Raw genomic sequence first — 21,339 nt, 5'->3', positions numbered from 1 at the left:
GTCACCTACCGGTGACGCCCGCCGCACCGCGTCCGGCGCGCTCGGTCACCTGTGGCCCACATCGGTCCACGGGGCGCGCCGGGCCGTAGCATCCGGCAGGATTGTGCTGACCGGAACCGACGCACCAGGAGAATCCGCATGAACCAGGCAGCGAGCAAGCCCGAGATCGGTCCGATCGAGGGCGCCCCGCCGGCCGACCTCGTGATCGAGGACATCACCGTGGGCGAGGGCCCGGAGGCCCAGGCCGGGCAGGTGGCCCGGGTGCACTACGTCGGGGTGTCGCACTCCACCGGCGCCGAGTTCGACGCCTCCTGGAACCGGGGCGAGCCGTTCGACTTCCCGCTCGGCGGCGGTCGGGTCATCGCCGGCTGGGACCAGGGCGTGGTGGGGATGCGGGTCGGCGGTCGGCGCCGGCTGACCATCCCGCCGCACCTCGGGTACGGCAGCCGGGGCGCGGGTGGGGTCATCAAGCCCAACGAGACCCTGGTCTTCGTGGTCGACCTGCTCGGCGTGAGCTGACCTCGCGCGTCCGGCGCCGGCCCCGTGCCCGGCGCCGGACGCGTCGTCGGCACCACCCGGTCGCACCGCCGGCCGGTGACACAGGTGCCGGCGGGGACCGGTCAGACCCCGGCGAGCACCCGCTGCGGCGTGATGCCGACGACCGGGATGACCCGCCGCAGACCGGTGGCCCGCAGCACCCGCTCCACCACCGGCGGCGGGTCGACAAGCACGAGGTCGCCGCCCTGCGACCGCACCCAGAGCCGGGCCGCGACGAGCGTGCGCACCCCGGCCGCGGAGAGCAGCCGGACCTCGGAGAGATCCACCCGCAGCTCGGTGCGGGCGGGGGCCGCCCAGAGAGCGGCGCGGAACGTCGCGACCGTGGCGATGTCGATCACACCGACCACGCGAACGCACACCGCGTCGTCGGACACGTTGGTCTCGACGTGGAACCGCTCCTCGCGCTCTCGCATACGACGAACCTATCCCCCGCCACCGACACTTCCACCCTGCTGGAAGGCGGGTTCCGGGTAAGCCCAGGGCATGACCCGCAGGCCGGTCGGGTCCACCCTAGGGACGATCCCCCGCCCCCGGCCTACCGACCCTTTGAGCACCGCGACGAGGCGCGAGCACCGCGACGAGGCGCCGGGCCACCCCTGACGGGTGGCCCGGCGGGTACGCCTGGTCAGCCGCCGCTCGCCGACGGCTGCGGTTCGGGTGACCCGCCGGCCACCGCCCCGGGGTCCGGCGGCTGGGTCGGCGTGGGCCGCAGACCGGGGGGCACCGGCAACGCGCTGCCCTTGGCGAACTGCTCCCAGCTGACGTTCCACGCCGTCCAGCCGTTGCCCTCGTTCAGCTCGACCTCGGTGCCCTTGACCGTCACCAGGTCGCCGACCTGGGTGACGCCCATCAGCCAGTCCGCGTTGGACGCCGACAGGTTGGTGCAGCCGTGCGAGACGTTCGTGTAGCCCTGATCCCCCTCCGACCAGGGGGCACCGTGGATGAACTCGCCGCCCCAGGTGAGTCGCTGCGCATCCTCGACGTCGACCACGTACGGATCGGCCGAGCCCCGCGTGTCGAAGGTGGTGAACTCGTGCTTTTCCATGATCACCATCTTGCCGCTGGAGGTGGGCGTGCTCGGCTTGCCGAGGCTGACCGGCAGCTTGCGCAGCAACTTGCCGTCCCGGATCACCGACATCTGCTTGGTCGCGTTGTCGATCTCCAGCTCGACCTGCCGACCGATCTTCGAGGTGGCCCGCCGGTCGGCGTCACCGACGTTCTCCTTGCCGATCGGCAACCCCTCAAGCGCGGACCGGACCTTGATCGTCGTACCCGGCCGCCAGAAATCGGGCGCCCGGTAATAGACCTGACTGCCGTCGGACACCCAGGACCAGGTGCCCGGCTGCGGCGGATCCGTCCTCACGAACAATCGGCGCTGTACATCCGCCCGCGCCTCTTTGGGAATTGGCGGGTCGAAAGCAACGGTTACCGGCATCGCCGTGCCGTACGTCCGATCACCGGCGAAATACAGCGTGCTGACGACGGCAGGTTTGGAAGATTTGGGTCGGGTCGTGAAGCTCGTCCTGCGGGTGACCGTCTTTCCGGAGTCGCCGGTGGCGGTGACCTCCGCGGTGTACGTCCGCTTCGGCTCCAGGGTCCGGCTGGGCACCCAGCCGGTACCGTCCTCACGCGGCTCCGCGGCGACCGTCGCGCCCTTGTCGTCGGTGATCCGCACGCCGGTGACCCGCCCGTGCTTGACCACGGTGCCGATCTCCCCGGTGACGGGCACGTCGCGGGTGCCCTCGGCCGGTGTCACGACCAGTTCCGGGTTGGCTTTCGCCTCGGCGGATTGCCCGGGCCTACGGTCGCTGGTGCACGCGCCCAGCGCCAGCGGTGCCGCTGCGACGCTCACCGCCAACAGCGTCAGTCGCCGCCTCAACATCATGATGCGTCCCCCCGTTATCGCCGCTTCCTCCGCACATTCTCCCTAGCCCGGTGCCGACGTTTTCGCGGTTTCGACCAAGAGTGGGGACATTGCATGAAGAACCTTTTCCGTAATCGCACCGGGGCGAACGGAAAATGCCTGCGACGACGCTACGGGCGATCTCGACCGGGCGTGGCGCTATGTCCGGCCGAGTACCACTGAGCCAGGTTCACCGCACCCTGCGAGCGTCGATCGAGGGGCACGACGGCCGGGGAGGACCGGACGCCGGATCCCTCGATCGACGCGACCCCGTCAGACCGTGGCGATCAGCAGTGCGGGCTGCTCGACGCAGTCCGCCACGTGCCGCAGGAAACCGCCGGCCACGCCACCGTCGCAGACCCGGTGGTCGAAGGTGAGGCTCAGCTGGGCTACTTTCCGGACCGCGAGCTGACCGTCCACGACCCAGGGCTTGTCCACGATGCGGCCGATGCCGAGCAGCGCCGCCTCCGGGTGATTGATGATCGGCGTCGAGCCGTCGACGCCGAACACCCCGTAGTTGTTGAGCGTGAAGGTGCCCCCGGTGAGCCGGGCCGGCGGCAGTTCGCCAGCCCGGGCCGCGGCGGTGGTGGCGGCGAGTTCGGCCGCGAGTTCGGTGGTGCTGAGCCGCTGGGCGTCACGCAGCACCGGCACCACCAGACCCCTGTCGGTCTGGGCGGCGATACCCAGATGCACTCCGGCGGACTGGATGATCCGCTGCCCCTCGGTGTCGACCCGCGCGTTGAGCTGCGGGTACCGGCGCAGTCCGGACAGACAGATCCGGGCGAGCAGGGCCAGGACGCTCACCTGACCGTCCGGGCGGGCGGCGTTGATCGCGGCCCGGGTCTCCAGCAGTGCGGTGGCGTCAGCGTCGACCCAGATGGTCACCTCGGGAATCTCCCGCCGGCTGCGCGACAGCTTGTCCGCGATCGACCGGCGAATGCCGGTCAGGGGGATGACCAGATCCTGGGCACCGGCGGCAGCCGGGTCGACCGAGCTCGGGTGCCCGGCCGGGACCGCCGGCAGGTCGGGCACCGCGGTGAGCCGGGCGGTCCCGTTCCCGTCTGCGGGCACCCCGGTGACGTCGCCGGCCGCCGCCTCCACGTCGGCCCGGCGGATCACACCGCCCGGGCCGCTGCCGCGTACCGACGCCAGGTCCACCCCACGTTCCCGGGCCAGCCGCCGCACGATCGGCGAGATGACCAGGGGCTGGGCCGCTCCGGGCGGGCCGGACTCCCGGGCGGCCGTCCCCGCCGCTGGCGGGACCGTCGGCGCGCCGTCCAGCTCGGTTGCGGAGGTGGCCACCGCGAGCCGGGGCCGCCGACGGCGGCGGGCACCGCCGTGTCCGGTGCCGTACCCGATCAGGACGTTTCCCGATCCGGCCCGCTCCTCCTCGCGGTAGACCGCGTGCCCGGGCGGATCACCGCCGTCGACGCGACCGGTGACCGGTTCCGCGACGGTGATCAGGGGCTGGCCCACCGGGCGTACCTCACCCTCGGCGCCGTGCAGGGCGACGACCCGGCCGGCGTACGGGCAGGGCACGTCGACGACCGCCTTCGCGGTTTCGACCTCCACCACCGTCTGGTCCACGGTGACCGTGTCGCCTACCGCGACCCGCCACTGCACGATCTCCGCCTCGGCGAGCCCTTCACCCAGGTCGGGTAGGAGGAAAACCTTCTCGGTCACGCCACACCGCTCTCGGTCAGCCAGCGCCGGTCGGGCTGGTCGTCCCACTGCAACCGGGCCACCGCGTCCAGGACCCGGTCGACCGACGGCAGGTGGGTGTGTTCGAGCATCGGCGCCGGGTACGGGATGTCCAACCCGGAGACCCGCAGCACCGGGGCGTGCAGCGCGTGGAAGCAGCGCTCCTGCACCCGGGCGGCGATCTCCGCGCCGACCCCGGCGAAGCCCTGTGCCTCCTGCACCACCACGCACCGCCCGGTACGCCGCACCGAGGCGGCGATGGTGGCGTCGTCGAACGGCACGATGGTGCGTACGTCGACCACCTCCAGGTCCCAGCCCTCCTCGCGGGCGGCCTCGGCGGCCTCCAGCGCGACCGGGACCGCCGGCCCGTACGCGACGAGTGTGGCGTCGCGTCCGGCCCGGCGGACGACCGCCCGGCCGAACGGCTCGGTCCGGGTCGGCAACGCGGTCTCGGCACCGGCGAAGTAGAGCTTCTTCGGCTCCATGAACACCACCGGGTCGGGGTCGTCGATCGCCTCTCGCAACAGCGAGTACGCGTCGTCGACGGTCGCCGGGGTGACCACCTTCAGCCCGGGGGTGTGCGCGTAGTACGCCTCGGAGCTGTCGCAGTGGTGCTCCACGCCGCCGATGCCGCCGGCGTACGGCACCCGGATCACCATCGGCACGCTGAGCGCGCCCCGGGTGCGGTTGCGCAGCTTCGCCACGTGCGAGGCGATCTGCTCGAACGCCGGGTACGCGAACGCGTCGAACTGCATCTCGACCACCGGGCGCAGCCCGGACATGGCCAGTCCGACGGCGAAGCCGACGATGCCGGCCTCGGCGAGGGGGGTGTCGAAGCAGCGCTTGTCGCCGAAGCGGGCCTGCAACCCGTCGGTGATCCGGAAGACGCCGCCGAGCTGGCCGACGTCCTCGCCGAAGACGAGCACCCGCTCGTCGTCGAGCATCGCGTCGGCGAGTGCGGCGTTGAGCGCCTTCGCCATGGTCATGGTGGCCATCAGGCGTCCTCCTCCGCTGCCGCGGCCAGTTCGGCGCGCACCTGCTCCCGCTGTTCCACCAACTGCGCCGTGGGTTCGGCGTAGACGTGGTCGAAGAGGCTGAGCGGGTCGACGGTCGGCTGGGTGTTCATCCGGTCGCGCAGCTGGGCCGCGTACGTCTCGGCCTGCTCGGCGATCTCGGCGACGACCGTGTCGTCGAGCACGTCCCGGCCGCGCAGGTAGGTCTCCAACCGGGCGAGCGGGTCACGGTCGCGCCACGCCTCGACCTCGTCGGCGTCCCGGTAGCGCGAGGCGTCGTCGGCGTTGGTGTGCGGCTCCATCCGGTAGGTGTGCGCCTCGACCAGGAACGGTCCCTTCCCGGCGCGGGCGTGCGTAACGGCCCGGGTGAGCACGGCGAGCACGGCCATCGGGTCGTTGCCGTCGACCTGCTCGCTGGGGATGCCGTAGCCGACGCCCTTGTGGGCCAGCGACGGGGCGGCGGTCTGCCGGGACAGCGGGACGCTGATGGCGTACCTGTTGTTCTGCACGAAGTAGACGACGGGGGCCTTGAACACGGCGGCGAAGTTGACCCCCTCGTGGAAGTCGCCCTCGCTCGTCGCACCGTCGCCGATGTAGACCATGGCCACCGTGTCGCGTCCCTGGTACGACTCCCCGTAGGCCAGCCCGGCGGCGTGCACGCACTGGGTCGCGAGGGGGGTGCACTGCGGCGCGGTGCGGCGCTGCGCCGGGTCGTACCCGCAGTGCCAGTCGCCCCGCAGCAGCGTCAGCACCTCGACCGGGTCGATGCCCCGGGCGGTGAGCGCCATCGACTCCCGGTAGGTCGGGAAGACCCAGTCGTCGTCGCGCAGGGCCAGGACGCCGCCGACCTGGCATGCCTCCTGGCCCCGGGAGGACGGGTAGACGGCCAGCCGGCCCTGCTTGGTCAGCGCGGTGGCCTGCGTGTCGAAGCGCCGGCCGACGACCATCCGCCGGTACATCTCCCGCAGCGCCTCGACGGGCGGCTCGGGGTAGTCCGCGCGGGCCGGCAGCAGGGTGCCGTCCGGGTTGAGCAGCCGGACCGGCTCGCTCTGTGGCAGCAGGCCGGCGGCGGGATCGGGCGCGGTCGGGGTGGCCGACCGCCGCGTACGCGGGGATGCCCTGCGGGCCGCCTGGGGGGTCGTGGTCACGGCGGAACCTCCTGGACGTGTGGTGGCCCTATGCTCCTGCTGTTGGATGATTGACTCAACATGCCCGGTGAACGCGGGATGAATGGCATCCGGAGGGGGCCACGATGAGCCAGGAGGCCGCCGGGGAGGCGGACCGGCGGGGCGGAACGGGACGTTCGGCAGTCCCGCTCGACGAGGTGGACCGGCGCATCCTCGACGAGCTGACCCGGGACGGTCGGCTCTCCATCCGGACCCTCGCCGAACGGGTGCACGTCTCGCGGACCAACGCGTACGCCCGGGTGGAACGGCTGCTGCGCGACGGAGTCGTCACCGGGTTCGCCGCGCGGGTCGCCCCGGAGGCGGCCGGTCTCGGCACCTCGGCGTACATCGCCCTGACGATCAGGCAGAACACCTGGCGGGAGGTGTCGGCGGAGCTGGCCCGGGTGCGCTACGTCGAACATGTGGCGCTGCTCAGCGGCGAGCACGACGTGCTCGCGCTGGTCCGGGCACCGGACAACGCCACCCTGCGGGACGTGGTGCTGGACCGGGTGCAGCGCATCGCCGGGGTGCTCGCCACCCGCAGCTGGCTGGTCTTCGAGGAGTACGACGGGGTGCGCAGCCCGTGGGCCTGACCGCTCAGCGCTCGTCCGGCGGCTCCAGGCCCTCCCGGTCGGCCAGCTCCAGCAGGGGCGTCAGCGAGAAACGGCGTTCGTCCAGGCCGGCGTGCGGATCGCCCCGGTCGGCGAACCGGACCGGCATGGTGGTGACGTCGAAGTCCTCCGGTCGGGCGTCGTCCAGTTCTGCCCAGTCCAGCGGGGCGGAGACCAGCGCGGCAGGCGTCGGCCGGATCGAGTACGCCGAGGTCATGGTGTGGTCGCGGGCCATCTGGTTGTAGTCGACGAAGACCGGCCGGTCCCGTTGCTCCCGCCACCAGGTGGTGGTGACCAGGTCCGGCCGTCGCCGCTGCATCTCCCGCCCGAGCGCCAGCACCGCGCGGCGGCAGTCGCCGAAGCTCCACCGGGGCTCGATCGACACGTAGACGTGCAGGCCCCGCCCGCCGGTGGTCTTGGGGTAGCCGACCAGACCCAGCTCGTCGAGGAGGGCGCGCACCTCGTGGGCCACCGGCACCACCTGGTCGAACCCGACGCCGGGTAACGGATCCAGGTCGATGCGTAGCTGGTCCGGCCGCTCCACGTCCGCCTTGCTCACCGGCCACGGATGGAAGCGCAGGGTGCCCAGGTTCACCGCCCAGATCACCACGGCCAGCTCCGCCGGGGCGACCTCGTCGGCGGTACGTCCGCTGGGGAAGGTGATGTGGGCGGTGCTCACCCAGTCGGGCGCACCGGCCGGCACCCGCTTCTGGTAGAACGCGTCACCCCGGTTGTCCGCCCGGGTGGCGATCGTCGCGCCCTCGAACACGCCGCGGGGCCACCGTTCCAGCATTGTCGGCCGGTCCCGCAACGCGCGCAGGATGCCGTCACCGACGGCGAGGAAGTAGCGCACCACGTCCAGCTTCGTCAGCCCCCGCTCGGGGAAGTACGGCTTGTCCGGGCTGGAGACGCGGACCGTCCGCCGCCCCACCTGGATCTCCTCCGCCGCCGTCGCCACACCTGCGAGAGTACGACGCGGCCAGCTCTCGCCGCCGGGCCGCGACGAACGTCGGGCGTCGTCACCAGGGCGTCGGGGCCACCCCGTCGGGTGCGGGCAGGATCTGCCGCAACCGGCCCGGGGGTACGCCACGAGGCCGCCACTCCCGTGGGTAGCCCACCGACACCTCCTCGAACCGCACCCCGTCGTGCCAGGTGGTGCGCGGAATGTGCAGGTGGCCGTAGACCACAGCGGCGGCGTCGAAGCGTACGTGCCAGTCGGCGGTGGCCTCGGTACCGCACCACTGGGCGAAGATCGGGTACCGCAGGACGCGCGTCACGTCCCGGACCAGCGGCCAGTGGTTCATCAACACGGTCGGCAGCGCCGGATCACGCTCGGCGAGCCGGCGGGCGGTCTCGGCCACCCGGGCCGCGCACCACGCCGACCGGCTCGGGTACGGGTCGGGGTGCAGCAGGAACTCGTCGGTGCAGACGATCCCGGTCCGGTACGCCTCGGCCAGCGCCGCCTCTGGCGTGTCGAAGCCCTCCGGCCGCCAGCTGTGGTCGTAGAGCAGGAACAGCGGCGCCACCGTCACCGGGCCGCCAGGCCCGACCCACACCGGGTACGGGTCCTCGGGGGTGACCACACCGAGGTCACGGCACATCTCGACCAGGTGTGCGTAGCGCGACACGCCCCGCACCGTCACCGGGTCGCCGGGAGGGGTCCACAGCTCGTGGTTGCCCGGCGACCAGACGACCCGGGCGAACCGGCCGGCCAGCAGCCGCAGCGCCCAGGCCACGTCGGCGACGGTGTCGCCCACGTCACCGGCGACGAGCAACCAGTCCGCGGGTGTCCGTGGGCGCAGCCCTTCGACGATCGTCCGGTTCTCCGGATGCCCCACGTGCAGGTCGCTGATGGCCAGGAGACTGCCAGCACCGTCCGTCCCCGCCATGCGTCGATCGTAGTGAGGTGGGCCGAGGTTCGCCCGACCGCGCCCGGCGGCGCTGCGGCCCGTCCCCGACCGCGTACCCGGTAGGATCCCCTCGGGCCGTGACTGGCGCATTGGAGATGGATAACCATCGGGGAGCGGCCCCGTCACGAGGACGCATGCCGAGCGCCTGGGCCTTCCGCACGTCACCTGGAGGTCGCATGCCGCGCAACGCCGAATCCACAGCCTTCCGCAGCGCTCTCGAGGTGATCCGTGGTGTCGAGCCACGGGTCGCCGACGCGATCGGCGCGGAGCTGGCCGACCAGCGTGAGTCGCTCAAGCTGATCGCCAGCGAGAACTACGCCTCCCCGGCGACGTTGCTGGCCATGGGCAACTGGTTCAGCGACAAGTACGCCGAGGGCACCATCGGGCGGCGCTTCTACGCCGGCTGCCAGAACGTGGACACCGTCGAGGCGCTCGCCGCCGAGCACGCCCGGGAGTTGTTCGGCGCGACCCACGCGTACGTGCAGCCGCACTCGGGCATCGACGCCAACCTGGTGGCGTTCTGGGCGATCCTGGCCGACCGGGTGGAGGCCCCGGCGCTGAAGCGGGCACAGGCGCGCCACGTCAACGACCTGACCGAGGCGGACTGGTTCGCGCTCCGGCGCGAGCTGGGCGACCAGCGGATGCTCGGCATGTCGCTGGACGCCGGTGGGCACCTCACCCACGGTTTCCGGCCGAACATCTCCGGCAAGATGTTCGACCAGCGCAGCTACGGCACCGACCCGGCCACCGGCCTGGTCGACTACGACAAGGTCGCCGAGACCGCTCGGGAGTTCCGCCCGCTGGTGCTCGTCGCCGGCTACTCGGCGTACCCCCGCAAGGTCAATTTCCGGATCATGCGGGAGATCGCCGACTCGGTAGGTGCCACCTTCATGGTGGACATGGCGCACTTCGCGGGTCTGGTGGCCGGCCGGGTCTTCACCGGCGACTTCGACCCGGTGCCGCACGCGCACATCGTCACCACCACCACCCACAAGTCGCTGCGTGGTCCGCGCGGCGGCCTGGTGCTGTGCGGCCCGGAGCTGGCCGACCAGGTCGACCGGGGCTGCCCGATGGTGCTCGGCGGCCCGCTGCCGCACGTGATGGCCGCCAAGGCCGTGGCCCTGGCCGAGGCCCGCCGGCCCGACTTCGCCGACTACGCCCGGCAGGTCGTCGACAACGCTCAGGCGCTGGCCGAGGGCCTGCTGCGCCGGGGGGCCAGGCTGGTCACCGGCGGCACCGACAACCATCTGGTGCTCATCGACGTGACCGGCTACGGGCTGACCGGCCGGCAGGCCGAGCAGGCGCTGCTGGACTCGGGCATCGTCACCAACCGCAACGCGGTCCCGCAGGACCCGAACGGCGCCTGGTACACCTCCGGCATCCGGATCGGCACCCCCGCGCTGACCACCCGAGGGCTCGGCACGGCGGAGATGGACACCACCGCCGAGCTGATCCACACCGTGCTCAGCCAGACCAGCGCCGGGGTCGGCCCGGACGGTACGACGTCAAAGGCGAAGTACGTCCTGGACCCGGCCCTCGCGGACAAGGTCAGCCGCCAGGCCAGCGAGTTGCTCACCGGTTTCCCGCTCTACCCGGACGTCGAGCTGGGCTGACCACGGACGCGCCGGGCCGGGACACCCCGGCCCGGCGCGATCCCGGCCTCAGGCGATCGGACGTTTGAGGTGGTAGCGGTGCACCTCGGTGCTGCCCTGCACGTTGTTCACGTCCTCGGCGGCGGAGACGAGTTCCCAACCGTCCCGTCCGGCCCGGTTGAGGTGCGCGATGGCGGTGTCGCCGTACGCCGTGATGTCCTTGCGGGACCCGTCCGGGCCGTACCAGACGAACGAGACATGAAAATTGCGGCCCTGCCCCTGGTAGCGGCGGACCAGCAGGGCGTACTCCCAGGCAACCATGTCGCCCATTATGACCGTCCACCCAGGACGAGGGCAGGGTGGCGGTAACAGGTTGCGAACCGGTGAACGCGATGAGTCGCCGTGCCGGTACCTGTCAGTCCACCGAGACCGTGCGCAGCTCGCGGGCGGTCGCCGGGTCGGCGCACCCGGCCAGCGCCAACGCGTCGCGCAGCTCGTCGGCGAGCAGGGACAGCGCGGTGCCGGCCGCCGGTCGCCCACCGACCGCCAGCGCCCAGAGCATCGGCCGACCGACCAGGACGCCGTCGGCGCCCATCGCCAACGCGCGCAGCACGTCGACACCACTGCGGATCCCACTGTCCAGCAGCACCTCGCAGCGGTCGCCGACGGCCGCCACCACCTCGGGCAGCATGGTGGCGCTGGCCGGGACCCCGTCGAGCTGGCGGCCACCGTGGTTGGACACGATCACCGCCTGCACGCCGACGTCGACGGCCCGCACGGCGTCGGCCGGGTCCAGGATGCCCTTGACGACAAGCGGCAGGTCGCACCGCTGCCGGAGCCACCGCAGGTCGGCCCAGCTCAGGGCCGGCGCGAAGGGCGCATCGTGCGACGCGGACACCGGGGTGACGCCCGGCGTACCGCCGTGGGCCAGGTCGTCGCGGCCACCCGGCAGGTTCGCCGGGACCAGCTCCGGCGGCAGTCGGAAGGCGTTGCGCAGGTCCCGGAGTCGCCGGCCGAGCACCGGCACGTCCACAGTCACCACGAGCGCCCGGCAACCTGCGGCGCGCACCCGCGCCAGCAGGTCGGTCACCAACGAACGGTGACGCAGCCAGTACAGCTGGAACCAGACCTCGGCGCCGGTGGCGGTGACCTGCTCGATAGGTGTGCTGCCGAGGATGCTGGCCAGGTACGGCACGTCGGCGGCGCGGGCCGCGGCGGCCAGCGCCAGCTCGCCGTCGGGGTGCACCAGCCGTTGGTACGCCATCGGCGCCACCGCCACCGGCATCGCGTGCTCCCGGCCGAGCATCCGGGTCCGCAGTGTCGGGGTGCTCACCCCGGTCAGCACCCTCGGCAACACAGCGACCCGGTCCAGCGCGCGGCGGTTCCCACCGAGGGTCACCTCCGCGCCGCTGCCACCGTCCACGTAGTCCCAGACCTGCGGCGGCAGCGCCGTCCGGGCCAGGCCGGCGAAGTCGGCCAGACAGGCCGGGGGCGGACCGGAGGTGAGCTGCATGCGGTCCACCATCGCCGACCGGCGACCGCCACGCCAGTACGCGCCCCGCAACGCACAAGTGATCGGGCGGCCCGGTGGGGCCCCTCACGCGCGTCGCCTGGCGTACCGTCGGGAGGTGGCCAGTTGGGACGACGTACGCCGGATCGCGCTGGGCCTGCCGGAGACCAGCGAACGGCCCTCCTATGACGGAGTGGCCGCCTGGCGGGTGAAGGACAAGCCGTTCGTCTGGGAACGCCCGCTGCGCGGCAAGGAGCTCCAGGAGCTCGGATCGGCCGCGCCGGACGGCCCCATCCTCGGGGTACGGGTGGCGGACCTCGGCGTCAAGGAGGCGTTGCTCGCCGACGACCCCGGGCTCTTCTTCACCACGCCGCACTTCGACGGCTACCCCTCGGTGCTGGTCCGGCTGGACCGGATCGACCTTCCCGAACTGACCGAGCTGATCGTGGAGGCCTGGTACGCCCGCGCCCCGAAGCGCCTCGCCACGGCGTACCAGGCGCAGACGGCGCCACCCGAAGCGGGCGGGTGACGGTCAGCGGGCACGACCGAGCGACACGTCCGGCTCGACAGCTGCCGTTGCGGCCACGTCGGAACGGCCCTGCTCCGGCGGCGTCTGCCGTACCGGGTCGCGCCGGATCAGTCGCTCGGCGAGCGCCAGCACCAGGGCCACCACGCTGAGCAGGGCACCGATCAGCACCGTGCGGTGCACTCCGTGGCTCGGCAGCACCAGCCCGCCGACGAAGGCACCGCCGGTGATGCCGACGTTCACGGCGGCGGAGACGGTGGCGGCGGCGATGTCCGAGCGTCCCGGTGCCACCTGGAGGACGAGGCCGCCGAGGGACGCGGTGAACGCGGCGAAGGCCAGACCGGCCAGGGCGATCAGGCCGACGGCCGCGGCGGGCAGGTGACCCAGCGCGGACAGCCCGACAAGTGCCAGCGACTGTAGTGCGACAGTCGCGGTCAGGGCGAGCCAGGGGCTGCGATCCACGAGCACGCCGATGGCGAGGATGCCGAGGACGCTGGCGACGCCCCGGGCGAGCAGGATGGCGCCGACCGAGGCGGCGGGCAGCGCGCTGTACTCGGTGACGAAGACGGCGACGTAGGTGTAGGCGGCGATCGCGCCCGCGGTGGCCAGGACTGCCACGGTGACCAGCAGCCAGAAGCGGCGCGCGTCGGGGGTCGCGCCCCGGGTGGCGTGCCCCTGGTCGGGTCGCGTCGAGGGCAGCAGCGCGGCGACCACCGCGAACACGATGGTGCCGAGCCCGGCCACGGCCAGGAACGAGGCTCGCCAGCCGGCCCGCTCGCCCAGCCAGATACCCGCGGGTACGCCCAGGGCCAGGGCGACGTTGCCGCCGGCGAACACGACAGCGACCACCCGGCCACGCAGCCCGGGCCGGAACAGTTCCGCGGCGGCCGGCACGACCACCGCCCAGAACAGGGCGTGGGTAGCCGCGGTCGCCATCCGGGCCGCCATCAGCACCGCGAAACTGCTCACGAACACCGTCACCGCGTTGCTGACCACGAAGCCGGCCAGCAGCGCCGACAGCAGTCGGCGACGCGGGATCCGCCGGACCAGCGCGGTCAACGGGACCGAGGCGACCATCACCACAGCGCCGTACGCGGTGACGAGCATGCCCACGTCGGCGGGGGACACGGCCAGGTCCGCGGCCATCGGCAGCAGCAGCCCGATGGGCAGCGCCTCGGCGGTGGTGTAGAGGAACGTCCCGCCCGACAGTCCGATCAGGACCACTGTTGCCCGTCCGCGTCCCATGCACCCCTCCGTTGTTACCACCTAAAGATGTTATGGAGGTAACACTAGGCAGCGCCCAGGGCAGGGTCAACTGGTAAAGTAACTTTTGATGGAAACAGTCGAGGGTGTCCGGAGGCTGCGCCTGGTGGGCGGCAACCTCGCGCTGGACTTCGTCAACACCCGCACCGGCCCACCCGTCGGGGCCCCCGACGGCGACGTGCTCACCGGCCATCCCGAGCTGGTCGCGTGGGCCGGTCATGCGGGCGTCCTCTCGGACGCGGAGGTGACCAGGTGGCACCGACTCCGCCGGGACGACCCGGACGCCGCGCAGGCCGCCTTCGAATGGTCACTGCGCATCCGCGACTGCCTCGACGAGATCTTCCGGGCGCTGGCCACCGGCCGGACACCGAGCCGGTCCGCCCTGGACCGTCTCGGCGACGACGAAGCCGACGCGCTCGCGCACGCGCGGCTGGACCGGACCGACCGCTTCGGCTGGACCTGGCGGGACGACCACACCGCCGGCCGCCCCCTTCGGCCGGTGGTGCACGCGGCTGTCGAGTTGCTCACCACCGGGACGCTGGACCGGATCAAGGGATGCGGCGGCTGCCGCTTCCTCTTCACCGACGAGAGCAAGAACCGCAGCCGACGCTGGTGCAGCATGGACGACTGCGGGACCACCGAGAAGGCCCGGCGTTACGTCGCGGCGCGCCGCACCCGGACGACCCGGTGAGCACCGGCCCCGAGCGGCGACGTCGTCCCGTGTCGGCACCGGCACGGCAGCTCCGGGCAGGGCGTTGGCCGGGTGTTCGTCCAACCGCCACACCGGCGTCGCCCGCTCCGCGTAGCGTCGACGCCCGTGATCATCCGTCCGGCGTCCGAGGTGCGCGCGTTACGCCGTATCGGTGACACCGCCCCGCACAGCGCCTTCACCGACCTGGTCCGGTACGCGGGACACTGGTTCTGCGCGTTCCGGGAGGGCCTGTCCCACCTCTCCGACGACGGCGTCCTGCGGGTGCTGACCTCGACCGACGGGCGGTCCTGGCAGAGCGCGGCCGTCCTCGCCCAGGCCGGTGTCGACCTGCGCGACCCGCGCTTCGTGCTGCGCCCCGACGGACGACTGCAGCTGCTCGCCGCCGCCGCGACCGGCACCCCGAAGCGCTTCCGGACGGTCGCCGCGCTCAGCGAGGACGGTCACCTGTGGGCAGCGCCCCGGCCGGTAGGCGAACCGGATGTCTGGATCTGGCAGGCCGCCTGGCGCGACGGCGCGATGTACGGCATCGGCTACGCCACCCGGGAGCCGCGGTTCGTCCGGCTCTACCGCAGTGAGGACGGCTTCGACCTGCGCCCGGTGGTGCGGACGCTGTTCTCCGGCGGCTATCCGAACGAATCCGGCCTGGTCTTCGACCCCGACGGCACCGCCACCTGCCTGTTGCGGCGCGACGGCGGCACGGCCACCGCCCACCTCGGCCGGGCCCGCCGTACCGGGAGTGGACCTGGACGGACCTGGGGGTACGGGTGGGCGGGCCGGCGCTGCGCCGGCTGCCGGACGGCACCCTCGTTGCCGGCGTACGCCTGCACGACGGTGCGGTGCGGACGGCGATCTGCGCCGTCGACGTGACCCGGGGCCGGCTGCGGGAGTTGGTCGCGCTGCCCTCCGGCGGTGACTCCAGCTACCCCGGCCTGGTCTGGCACGACGAGCGGTTGCACGTCAGCTACTACTCCTCGCACGAGGGACGCAGCTGCGTCTACCTGGCCGAGGTCGACCTCGGGTCGCGCTGAGGCCGCTGCCCGCCGGATGCCGCGCACGGGTCACCGGCAGCTCCGCGCCTCTCGTTCAGCGGGTCGACGACGGGGGGGCCGGCAGCGGCGGGCGACCGGGCGGCGGGGGGCCGCCGATCGGCCTCGCTCGGCGAGTACAGCGGTCCGGTCATGACATCCCCACCTCCACCATCGACGTCACCGCGGCACGAACGAACCACGGGCCGTCTCATCGGAGCACTGCCGGAACCCTACGGCAGGCCGGACGGACATTGCTTCATGCAAATGGATCCCCGAGAAGGGCGACTGGCGGGATTGTCGAGCGGCCACCCGGCAGGCATGATCGAATCCGTGTGTCGACCTTCAGTGAGCGAAACAACACCGAGCGTGCATATTGTCGCGACGGTCCTCACGCCGGCACCGGGGTCTGCGCGTGGATGTGGAAACGCAGTGACCGGGCATCGGTGAAGCACTCCCGCATCGGCCGGACCAGGTCGCGATGCTCCGGGCTGCGCTCCCACGCCTCGAAGTCGGCGAGGCTGCGCCACTCGCTCGTGATCAGCCACTGCTCCGGGTCCGTCGACGACCGGCACACCTGGTCGACCAGGTGGCCCGGCACACCGTCGGCGACCAGGTGCCGGACCGCCTCGTAGGCCCGGAGGAAGTCCCCGGTGCGCTCGTCGGGCACCCGGACCAGGAAGACCACCCGGGCGCGGTGCTCGTCGGCTCGCTCGTCGCGCTCCCCTGCCGTCATCACGGCTCCTCTCCGGCCGGCGGCGCACCGCGCAGCACCAGCGCACTGTTGAATCCGTCGAAGCCTCGGGCGCAGACCAACGCGACCCGGGTACGCGGGCGGCGGGCGGCCCGCAGGAAGTCCAGCTCACACCCCTCGGCCACGACGTCCGGGCCGGCCGAGGCGGGCAGCGTGTCGTGCGCGAAGGCGAGCAGCGCTGTCGCCACGTCCAGGGCCGAACCGCCCTGGTGCGCCCGCCCGGTCAACTCCTTGTGGGTGCTCACCGGCGGTGTGCGGGCGCCGAAGACGGCGCGCAGCGCGCTCGCCTCGGCCCGGTCGTAGCGGGGCACCCCGAGGGCGTCCGGGACCACCACGTCCACCTCGTCCGGTGCGACGCCGGCCCGACCGAGGGCCAACCGCATCGCGCGGGCGTACTGGTGCGGATCTCCGGCGCTGTCCACAGTCGTGTGCGCCGCGTCGTGCGTGGCGCCCCAACCGGTCACCTCGCCGTAGATGCGCGCGCCCCGGGCACGGGCGTGGGTCAACTCCTCCACCACGAAGACCGCGCCGCCCTCGGCGGGCAGGTAGCCGCTGGCGGTGGCGTCGAACGGCCGGTAGGCGCGTTCCGGATCGGCCACCTCGCTGAGCAGGCCGGACCGCAGCTGACAGGCGAGGGCGTACGGGCTCAGCGGGCACTCGGTGGCCCCGGCGAGCACCACCGAGGCGCCACGCCGCACGGTCCGCACCGCGTGCGCCAGGCTGTCCAGCCCGCCCGCCGACTCGGCCACCAACACCCCGCACGGGCCCTTCGCCTGGTGCCGGATGGAGAGCTGACCGACGCTCGCCGCGTAGAACCAGGCGATCGACTGGTACGCCCCGACGGTGCGCGTCGGCGACGACCAGAGGCGTTGCAGTTCCCGCTGGCCGAACAGGTTGCCGCCGGAGGCGCTGGCCAGGGTCACCGCCCAGCCGTACGGGTCGGTGGCCCGCTCCGGCAGGCCGGCGTCGGCCAGCGCCAGCGTGGTGGCGGCGAAACCGAGGTGTGTCCACCTGTCGGTCTGCACCAGGGCGCGGGTGTCGGCGTACCGGGCCGGGTCGAAGTCCGCCACCTCACCGCCGAGCCGGGTCGGATACCCGGAGGCGTCGAACAGGGTGATCGGCCCGGTCCGGCGACGGCCGGCCAGAACCGAACGCCAGTGCGCGTCCGCGCCGACCCCACTGGGCGCCACCACCCCGACGCCGGTGACCACGGCCCGCCCGCCCGTCATGCCATCACCTCGCCGGCGGCCCGGACCCCGCTCACGGTGCCACGTCCCGGGCCAACCGGCGGAACAGCATGGCCGACTGGAAGCCGCCGAACCCGCTGCCCACCGACAGCGCCACGTCCACCGGCACCTCCCGGGCCTCGTTCGGCACGTAGTCCAGGTCGCACTCCGGATCCCGGGTGGCCCAGTTGGCGGTCGGCGGCACCACCCCGAACTCGATGGCCAGCGCGCACGCGGCCATCTCGATGGCACCGATGGCGCCGAGCGAGTGCCCGACCATCGACTTGATCGAGCTGATCGGCACCCGGTAGGCCGCCGACCCGAGTGACCGTTTGAACGCGGCCGTCTCGTGCCTGTCGTTCTGCCGGGTGCCGGAGCCGTGGGCGCTGATGTAGGAGACGTCCTCGGGGGCCAGCCGGGCCTGCCGCAGCGCGTCGGTGATGGCCAGCCCCATCTCCACGCCGTCGGGTCGCAGCCCGGTCATGTGGTAGCCGTTGCTGCGGCTGGCGTAGCCGGCCACCTCGCAGTAGACGTGCGCGCCTCGCCGCGCGGCGTGGCCGGCCTCCTCCAGCACCAGCACCGCCGCCCCCTCGGCCAGCACGAAGCCGTGCCGGTCGGCGTCGAACGGGCGGGAGGCGTGCGCCGGGTCGTCGTTGTCCGGGCTGGTGGCCTTGATGGCGTCGAAGGAGGCCACGGTCACCGGCGAGATGGGCGAGTCGGCGGCACCGGCGAGCACGATGTCCGCCTCGCCGTCCACGACGAGCTGGTGGGCGTACCCGATGGCGTCGATGCCGGAGGTGCAGCCGGTGGAGATCACCTGCGCCGGGCCGTGCAGGCCGTGCCGGCAGGCCACGTCGGCGGCCAGGCTGCTCGGCATCAGCGCCGGATAGAGGTACGGTCCGCCGAGTGCCGCGTCGACAAGCCAGCGCCGGCCGCTGTCGCTCACCGTCACGTACTCCTGTTCCAGCGCCATGGTGCCGCCGACGGCGGTGCCGAGCACCACGCCGGCACTGTCGCGTTCGGCGTCGGTGAGGTCCAGCCCGCTGTCGGCCAGCGCCTCGGCGGCGCAGGCCAGCGCGAACTGCACGTACCGGTCGGAGCGCTGCCGCTGGTCGGGGGTGAGCCCGGCGGCGTCCGGGTCGAAGTCGCACTCGGCGGCGATCTGCGACCGGAACGGTGACGGGTCGAAGAAGCTGATCCGCCGGGTGGCCGTACGCCCCTCGGTGATGCCCTTCCAGAACCGGTCCCGGGTCACCCCGCCGGGGGCCACCACCCCGACGCCGGTGACCACGGTGCGCCGGGTGGTCATGACCGGTCCCGCTGTTCGACAAGCTCCGTGTCGACGTGGCCGAGTTCCGGGCGGGGGGCCAACGGCCCGAGGTGGAAGACCACCTCGGCGGGCACGTGACCGGTGTTGCGCAGCCGGTGCCGGACGTTGCGGGCCACGAAGAGCGCCTCGCCGGCCGCCAGCGGCACCGGTTCGTCGTCCAGGTCGACCGTGATGGCGCCCCGGGCGACGTAGAGGAACTCCTCGCTGTACGGGTGGTAGTGCTCGGCGATCCGTTCCCCCGGCGCCATGGTGGCCACGCCCATGAAACCCGAGGTGCTGCCGACGGTACGGGGACCGAGCAGGACGCGAAGCTCGCCACCACGACGGCGGTCGGCGGGCACGTCCCGGGCGGCTACCAGGGTGAGGTCACTCATCGTCTGCTCCTGTCGCGGGCAGGCCTGCCGGCCCGTCCGCCGGCAGCGTGCTCGTCGGGGTGAGGTTCGGCGGCGGCGTGCTCGCCGGGTGGCCGGCGAGCCGTTCGACGCGTTCTTTGATCACGGCCAGCTGCACCGCGCTGTTGGTGTTGATCCGTTCGGTCATGCCGGCGTTGTCCACGGGTGCGGTCGGCTTCATCGCGAAGTCCTGCACCCAGGTCATCCGGACACCGTCGGATTCCTCGGTGTAGGTCCAGCGGATGCGCATGTACTCGAACGGTCCGGTCTCCACCCGACGGGCCCGCACCTGCCGGGTGCCCGGGTCCGCGGTCCGTTCGCTCACCCAGCTCCAGGCGACGCCGTTCTCGTCGGGGTGCATGGTGAGCCGGAACCGGACGGTGTCGCCGTCCCGGTCGAGGATCTCCGCGCGCGCGTACTCGGTGAACAGGTCCGGCCAGTTCGCCACGTCGTTCGTCACCGACCAGACCAGCTCCATCGGCGCGGCGATGACGATGCTGTTCTCGGTGTGTCCGGGCGGGTCGGCCCGCCGGGCGACCAGGTCGGCCACGGCGGGGATGCTCAGCTGGGCGGCCTGCTCCGGGATGCTCACCTGCCAGCGGTCGGCGACCACTGCCGAGAGTTCGAGCAGGGCCAGCGAGTCCATGCCCAGCTCCTCCAGGGAGGCGGCCGGCGCGCGGGCGGCGGCGTCCCGGTCGAGCCCGCAGTTGGCGACCAGGATGTCGGTTATCTCCGCGGTCAGCGGACGGCCGTCGGTGACGGTCATCGTTTCCTCCTCGGGTAAGTGGGTTTTGGTCCGGCGATCAGGCGGTCCACCAGGCCGGTCGAGTGCCGCCCCTTGCGGAACTCGGCGTCGTCGAGCACCCGGCGGACGAACGGGATGGTGGTCCGCATCCCGGGTCCGGAGATCTCGAACTCGCTGAGCGCGCGGTCCAGCCGGCTCAGCGCCAGGTCGCGGTCCGGGGCCCAGACCGCCACCTTCGCCAGCAGCGAGTCGTAGTGCGGACCCACCAGGTAGCCGGCGTGGCCGTGGGTGTCGACCCGGGTGAACGGGCCGCCGGGTGGCACGAACCGGTCCAGCCGGCCGGGTGTCGGCGCGAAGCCCCGGTCCGGATCCTCCACGTTGACCCGGCACTCGATACCCACCCCGGTGAACCGGATGTCGTCCTGACGCCACCGCAGCGGGGTGCCGGCGGCGATGTGGAACTGCTCGTGCACCAGGTCGATCCCGGTGATCATCTCGGTGACCGGGTGTTCCACCTGGATCCGGCAGTTGATTTCCAGGAAGTGGAACCGCTCCTCGGCGTCGACCAGGAACTCCACGGTGCCGGCACCGGTGAACCCGACGTCGAGGGCGCCACGCAGGGCGGTGCTGGCGATGGCGTCGAGCGTCGCCGGGGACAGCGCCGGGGCGGGCGCCTCCTCGACAAGCTTCTGGTGTCGGCGCTGCACCGAGCAGTCCCGGGTGCCCAGGTGCACGCCGTTGCCGTGCGGGTCACAGAGCAACTGGACCTCGACGTGCCGGGCGTCGGTCAGGTAGCGCTCGACGTACACCCGGTCGTCGCCGAAGGCGGCCTGGGCGGCGGCCCGGGTGCGCGCGTACGCCCGGGGCAGGTCCGCCGGGGTGCGGACCACTGCCATCCCCCGGCCGCCGCCCCCGGCCGCGGCCTTGATGATGACCGGGTAGCCCACCTCGGCGGCGACGGCCGCGGCCTCGACGGCCGTCGGTACCGGCTGCACGGCACCCGGCGCCAGCGGCAGCCCGGCCCGGCTCATCAACGCGCGGGCTGAGGACTTGTCGGCCAGCACGGACATCACGTGCGGAGGCGGGCCCACGAAGGTCAGCCCGTTGTCCGCGCAGATCTCCGCGAAGTCGGCGTCCTCGGAGAGGAAGCCGTAGCCCGGGTGCACCGCCTCGGCACCGACCTTGCGGGCGGCCTCCACCACCGCCGCCGCGTTGAGGTAGCTGCGGCGGCTGGCCGAGGGGCCGATCCGGACGGCCTCGTCGGCCAGCCGCACGGCCGCCGAGTCGGCGTCCGCCGTGGAGTAGACGACGGCGGTACGGATGCCCAACTCCCGGCAGGCGCGGAGGATACGCAGCGCGATCTCGCCCCGGTTGGCGATCAGCACCTTCGAGAACATCAGCA

General features: G+C 72.7%; 23 protein-coding genes and 1 riboswitch. Of the genes, 7 read left to right on the top strand and 16 right to left on the bottom strand.

Features of this window, described 5'->3' with window-relative positions:
* Positions 1 to 138: 138 nt before the first annotated feature.
* Positions 139 to 519 carry an FKBP-type peptidyl-prolyl cis-trans isomerase gene (locus Van01_RS13205; protein WP_099846250.1) on the top strand — a complete coding sequence of 127 codons (381 nt, stop codon included), beginning with the start codon at positions 139 to 141 and terminating at the stop codon, positions 517 to 519.
* A 101-nt stretch (positions 520 to 620) separates the two neighbouring features.
* On the opposite strand, the gene Van01_RS13200 is transcribed toward Van01_RS13205, so the two are convergent.
* The 5 genes from Van01_RS13200 to pdhA form a co-directional block, all read right to left on the bottom strand.
* Entirely contained in the window at positions 621 to 971 is a 351-nt protein-coding gene (locus tag Van01_RS13200) for an STAS domain-containing protein (RefSeq protein ID WP_204006483.1), read from the bottom strand.
* Positions 972 to 1,183: 212 nt separating this feature from the next.
* Positions 1,184 to 2,443, bottom strand: coding sequence for a L,D-transpeptidase (locus tag Van01_RS13195; protein ID WP_204006481.1), 1,260 nt, complete (start codon positions 2,441 to 2,443; stop codon positions 1,184 to 1,186).
* A 291-nt stretch (positions 2,444 to 2,734) separates the two neighbouring features.
* Positions 2,735 to 4,144, bottom strand: a complete 1,410-nt coding sequence (locus tag Van01_RS13190) for a dihydrolipoamide acetyltransferase family protein (RefSeq protein ID WP_239099049.1) — start codon at positions 4,142 to 4,144, stop codon at positions 2,735 to 2,737.
* Positions 4,141 to 5,157, bottom strand: coding sequence for an alpha-ketoacid dehydrogenase subunit beta (locus Van01_RS13185; RefSeq protein ID WP_204006479.1), 1,017 nt, complete (start codon positions 5,155 to 5,157; stop codon positions 4,141 to 4,143). Before Van01_RS13185 ends, Van01_RS13190 begins: the two co-directional genes overlap by 4 nt.
* Positions 5,157 to 6,323 (bottom strand): pyruvate dehydrogenase (acetyl-transferring) E1 component subunit alpha, encoded by a 1,167-nt coding sequence (gene pdhA / locus Van01_RS13180; protein ID WP_204006477.1) that lies wholly within the window; start codon positions 6,321 to 6,323, stop codon positions 5,157 to 5,159. The genes Van01_RS13185 and pdhA overlap by 1 nt, the downstream gene beginning before the upstream one ends.
* A 104-nt stretch (positions 6,324 to 6,427) precedes the next feature.
* On the opposite strand from pdhA, the gene Van01_RS13175 reads away from it, so the two are divergent.
* Positions 6,428 to 6,934: an Lrp/AsnC family transcriptional regulator gene (locus tag Van01_RS13175; RefSeq protein WP_204006475.1), complete on the top strand. Its 507-nt coding sequence runs from the start codon at positions 6,428 to 6,430 to the stop codon at positions 6,932 to 6,934.
* Between the two features lie 4 nt (positions 6,935 to 6,938).
* Here the strand turns inward: Van01_RS13175 and Van01_RS13170 are convergent, their stop codons facing one another.
* Positions 6,939 to 7,910, bottom strand: a complete 972-nt coding sequence (locus Van01_RS13170) for a DNA polymerase domain-containing protein (RefSeq protein WP_204006473.1) — start codon at positions 7,908 to 7,910, stop codon at positions 6,939 to 6,941.
* A gap of 61 nt (positions 7,911 to 7,971) precedes the next feature.
* On the bottom strand, positions 7,972 to 8,841 hold the full coding sequence (locus tag Van01_RS13165) for a metallophosphoesterase family protein (RefSeq protein ID WP_204006472.1): 870 nt from the start codon (positions 8,839 to 8,841) through the stop codon (positions 7,972 to 7,974).
* Positions 8,842 to 8,929: 88 nt separating this feature from the next.
* A riboswitch (ZMP/ZTP riboswitch) is annotated at positions 8,930 to 9,020 on the top strand.
* An 18-nt stretch (positions 9,021 to 9,038) separates the two neighbouring features.
* Here Van01_RS13165 and Van01_RS13160 point away from each other — a divergent pair.
* Positions 9,039 to 10,475: a glycine hydroxymethyltransferase gene (locus Van01_RS13160; RefSeq protein ID WP_204006470.1), complete on the top strand. Its 1,437-nt coding sequence runs from the start codon at positions 9,039 to 9,041 to the stop codon at positions 10,473 to 10,475.
* Positions 10,476 to 10,523: 48 nt separating this feature from the next.
* Here Van01_RS13160 and Van01_RS13155 read toward each other — a convergent pair whose 3' ends face one another.
* Positions 10,524 to 10,784, bottom strand: coding sequence for a hypothetical protein (locus tag Van01_RS13155; protein ID WP_093402670.1), 261 nt, complete (start codon positions 10,782 to 10,784; stop codon positions 10,524 to 10,526).
* Positions 10,785 to 10,869: 85 nt separating this feature from the next.
* Positions 10,870 to 11,967, bottom strand: a complete 1,098-nt coding sequence (locus tag Van01_RS13150; RefSeq protein ID WP_373306250.1) for an alpha-hydroxy acid oxidase — start codon at positions 11,965 to 11,967, stop codon at positions 10,870 to 10,872.
* On the opposite strand from Van01_RS13150, the gene Van01_RS13145 reads away from it, so the two are divergent.
* Entirely contained in the window at positions 11,966 to 12,493 is a 528-nt protein-coding gene (locus Van01_RS13145) for an MmcQ/YjbR family DNA-binding protein (RefSeq protein ID WP_239099048.1), read from the top strand. The genes Van01_RS13150 and Van01_RS13145 overlap by 2 nt on opposite strands.
* Before the next feature lie 3 nt (positions 12,494 to 12,496).
* Here the strand turns inward: Van01_RS13145 and Van01_RS13140 are convergent, their stop codons facing one another.
* The gene (locus Van01_RS13140) at positions 12,497 to 13,735 is read right to left on the bottom strand and encodes an MFS transporter (protein ID WP_204006465.1); all 1,239 of its coding nucleotides are present in this window, start codon (positions 13,733 to 13,735) and stop codon (positions 12,497 to 12,499) included.
* 88 nt (positions 13,736 to 13,823) lie between these two features.
* On the opposite strand from Van01_RS13140, the gene Van01_RS13135 reads away from it, so the two are divergent.
* From Van01_RS13135 to Van01_RS33015, 3 genes are all read left to right on the top strand, one after another.
* On the top strand, positions 13,824 to 14,444 hold the full coding sequence (locus tag Van01_RS13135) for a CGNR zinc finger domain-containing protein (protein ID WP_204006463.1): 621 nt from the start codon (positions 13,824 to 13,826) through the stop codon (positions 14,442 to 14,444).
* Between the two features lie 126 nt (positions 14,445 to 14,570).
* Complete coding sequence (locus Van01_RS13130; RefSeq protein WP_239099047.1) at positions 14,571 to 15,332, top strand: exo-alpha-sialidase; 762 nt, start codon at positions 14,571 to 14,573, stop codon at positions 15,330 to 15,332.
* Positions 15,302 to 15,493, top strand: coding sequence for a hypothetical protein (locus tag Van01_RS33015; RefSeq protein WP_239099046.1), 192 nt, complete (start codon positions 15,302 to 15,304; stop codon positions 15,491 to 15,493). Before Van01_RS13130 ends, Van01_RS33015 begins: the two co-directional genes overlap by 31 nt.
* A gap of 388 nt (positions 15,494 to 15,881) precedes the next feature.
* On the opposite strand, the gene Van01_RS13125 is transcribed toward Van01_RS33015, so the two are convergent.
* The 6 genes from Van01_RS13125 to Van01_RS13100 are packed head-to-tail and all read right to left on the bottom strand — an operon-like array spanning position 15,882 to position 21,334.
* Positions 15,882 to 16,226 (bottom strand): antibiotic biosynthesis monooxygenase family protein, encoded by a 345-nt coding sequence (locus tag Van01_RS13125; RefSeq protein ID WP_204006455.1) that lies wholly within the window; start codon positions 16,224 to 16,226, stop codon positions 15,882 to 15,884.
* Positions 16,226 to 17,473, bottom strand: a complete 1,248-nt coding sequence (locus Van01_RS13120) for a beta-ketoacyl synthase N-terminal-like domain-containing protein (protein WP_204006454.1) — start codon at positions 17,471 to 17,473, stop codon at positions 16,226 to 16,228. Before Van01_RS13120 ends, Van01_RS13125 begins: the two co-directional genes overlap by 1 nt.
* Before the next feature lie 31 nt (positions 17,474 to 17,504).
* Positions 17,505 to 18,779, bottom strand: a complete 1,275-nt coding sequence (locus tag Van01_RS13115) for a beta-ketoacyl-[acyl-carrier-protein] synthase family protein (RefSeq protein ID WP_204006452.1) — start codon at positions 18,777 to 18,779, stop codon at positions 17,505 to 17,507.
* A complete protein-coding gene (locus Van01_RS13110) occupies positions 18,776 to 19,174 on the bottom strand; it encodes a cupin domain-containing protein (protein ID WP_204006450.1) in 399 nt (132 codons plus the stop codon). The genes Van01_RS13115 and Van01_RS13110 overlap by 4 nt, the downstream gene beginning before the upstream one ends.
* Positions 19,167 to 19,958: an SRPBCC family protein gene (locus tag Van01_RS13105; RefSeq protein WP_204006448.1), complete on the bottom strand. Its 792-nt coding sequence runs from the start codon at positions 19,956 to 19,958 to the stop codon at positions 19,167 to 19,169. Before Van01_RS13105 ends, Van01_RS13110 begins: the two co-directional genes overlap by 8 nt.
* Positions 19,955 to 21,334 (bottom strand): acetyl-CoA carboxylase biotin carboxylase subunit, encoded by a 1,380-nt coding sequence (locus tag Van01_RS13100; protein ID WP_204006446.1) that lies wholly within the window; start codon positions 21,332 to 21,334, stop codon positions 19,955 to 19,957. The genes Van01_RS13105 and Van01_RS13100 overlap by 4 nt, the downstream gene beginning before the upstream one ends.
* Between the last annotated feature and the right edge of the window lie 5 nt (positions 21,335 to 21,339).

It is taken from the genome of Micromonospora andamanensis (genome assembly GCF_016863495.1).
GTDB classification, from domain to species: domain Bacteria; phylum Actinomycetota; class Actinomycetes; order Mycobacteriales; family Micromonosporaceae; genus Micromonospora; species Micromonospora andamanensis.
The sequence above is the reverse complement of the archived record's forward strand: the minus strand, read 5'-3'. Positions and strand labels throughout refer to the sequence as shown.

What these genes read in the sequence shown, in the direction of transcription:
- Van01_RS13205 (WP_099846250.1), top strand. Translation starts at nt 139, where the DNA reads ATGAACCAGGCAGCGAGCAAGCCCGAGATCGGTCCGATCGAGGGCGCC.
- Van01_RS13200 (WP_204006483.1), bottom strand. Translation starts at nt 971, where the DNA reads ATGCGAGAGCGCGAGGAGCGGTTCCACGTCGAGACCAACGTGTCCGAC.
- Van01_RS13195 (WP_204006481.1), bottom strand. Translation starts at nt 2,443, where the DNA reads ATGATGTTGAGGCGGCGACTGACGCTGTTGGCGGTGAGCGTCGCAGCG.
- Van01_RS13185 (WP_204006479.1), bottom strand. Translation starts at nt 5,157, where the DNA reads ATGGCCACCATGACCATGGCGAAGGCGCTCAACGCCGCACTCGCCGAC.
- Van01_RS13175 (WP_204006475.1), top strand. Translation starts at nt 6,428, where the DNA reads ATGAGCCAGGAGGCCGCCGGGGAGGCGGACCGGCGGGGCGGAACGGGA.
- Van01_RS13165 (WP_204006472.1), bottom strand. Translation starts at nt 8,841, where the DNA reads ATGGCGGGGACGGACGGTGCTGGCAGTCTCCTGGCCATCAGCGACCTG.
- Van01_RS13160 (WP_204006470.1), top strand. Translation starts at nt 9,039, where the DNA reads ATGCCGCGCAACGCCGAATCCACAGCCTTCCGCAGCGCTCTCGAGGTG.
- Van01_RS13155 (WP_093402670.1), bottom strand. Translation starts at nt 10,784, where the DNA reads ATGGGCGACATGGTTGCCTGGGAGTACGCCCTGCTGGTCCGCCGCTAC.
- Van01_RS13145 (WP_239099048.1), top strand. Translation starts at nt 11,966, where the DNA reads ATGCGGTCCACCATCGCCGACCGGCGACCGCCACGCCAGTACGCGCCC.
- Van01_RS13150 (WP_373306250.1), bottom strand. Translation starts at nt 11,967, where the DNA reads ATGCAGCTCACCTCCGGTCCGCCCCCGGCCTGTCTGGCCGACTTCGCC.
- Van01_RS13140 (WP_204006465.1), bottom strand. Translation starts at nt 13,735, where the DNA reads ATGGGACGCGGACGGGCAACAGTGGTCCTGATCGGACTGTCGGGCGGG.
- Van01_RS13135 (WP_204006463.1), top strand. Translation starts at nt 13,824, where the DNA reads ATGGAAACAGTCGAGGGTGTCCGGAGGCTGCGCCTGGTGGGCGGCAAC.
- Van01_RS13125 (WP_204006455.1), bottom strand. Translation starts at nt 16,226, where the DNA reads ATGACGGCAGGGGAGCGCGACGAGCGAGCCGACGAGCACCGCGCCCGG.
- Van01_RS13120 (WP_204006454.1), bottom strand. Translation starts at nt 17,473, where the DNA reads ATGACGGGCGGGCGGGCCGTGGTCACCGGCGTCGGGGTGGTGGCGCCC.
- Van01_RS13115 (WP_204006452.1), bottom strand. Translation starts at nt 18,779, where the DNA reads ATGACCACCCGGCGCACCGTGGTCACCGGCGTCGGGGTGGTGGCCCCC.
- Van01_RS13110 (WP_204006450.1), bottom strand. Translation starts at nt 19,174, where the DNA reads ATGAGTGACCTCACCCTGGTAGCCGCCCGGGACGTGCCCGCCGACCGC.
- Van01_RS13105 (WP_204006448.1), bottom strand. Translation starts at nt 19,958, where the DNA reads ATGACCGTCACCGACGGCCGTCCGCTGACCGCGGAGATAACCGACATC.
- Van01_RS13100 (WP_204006446.1), bottom strand. Translation starts at nt 21,334, where the DNA reads ATGTTCTCGAAGGTGCTGATCGCCAACCGGGGCGAGATCGCGCTGCGT.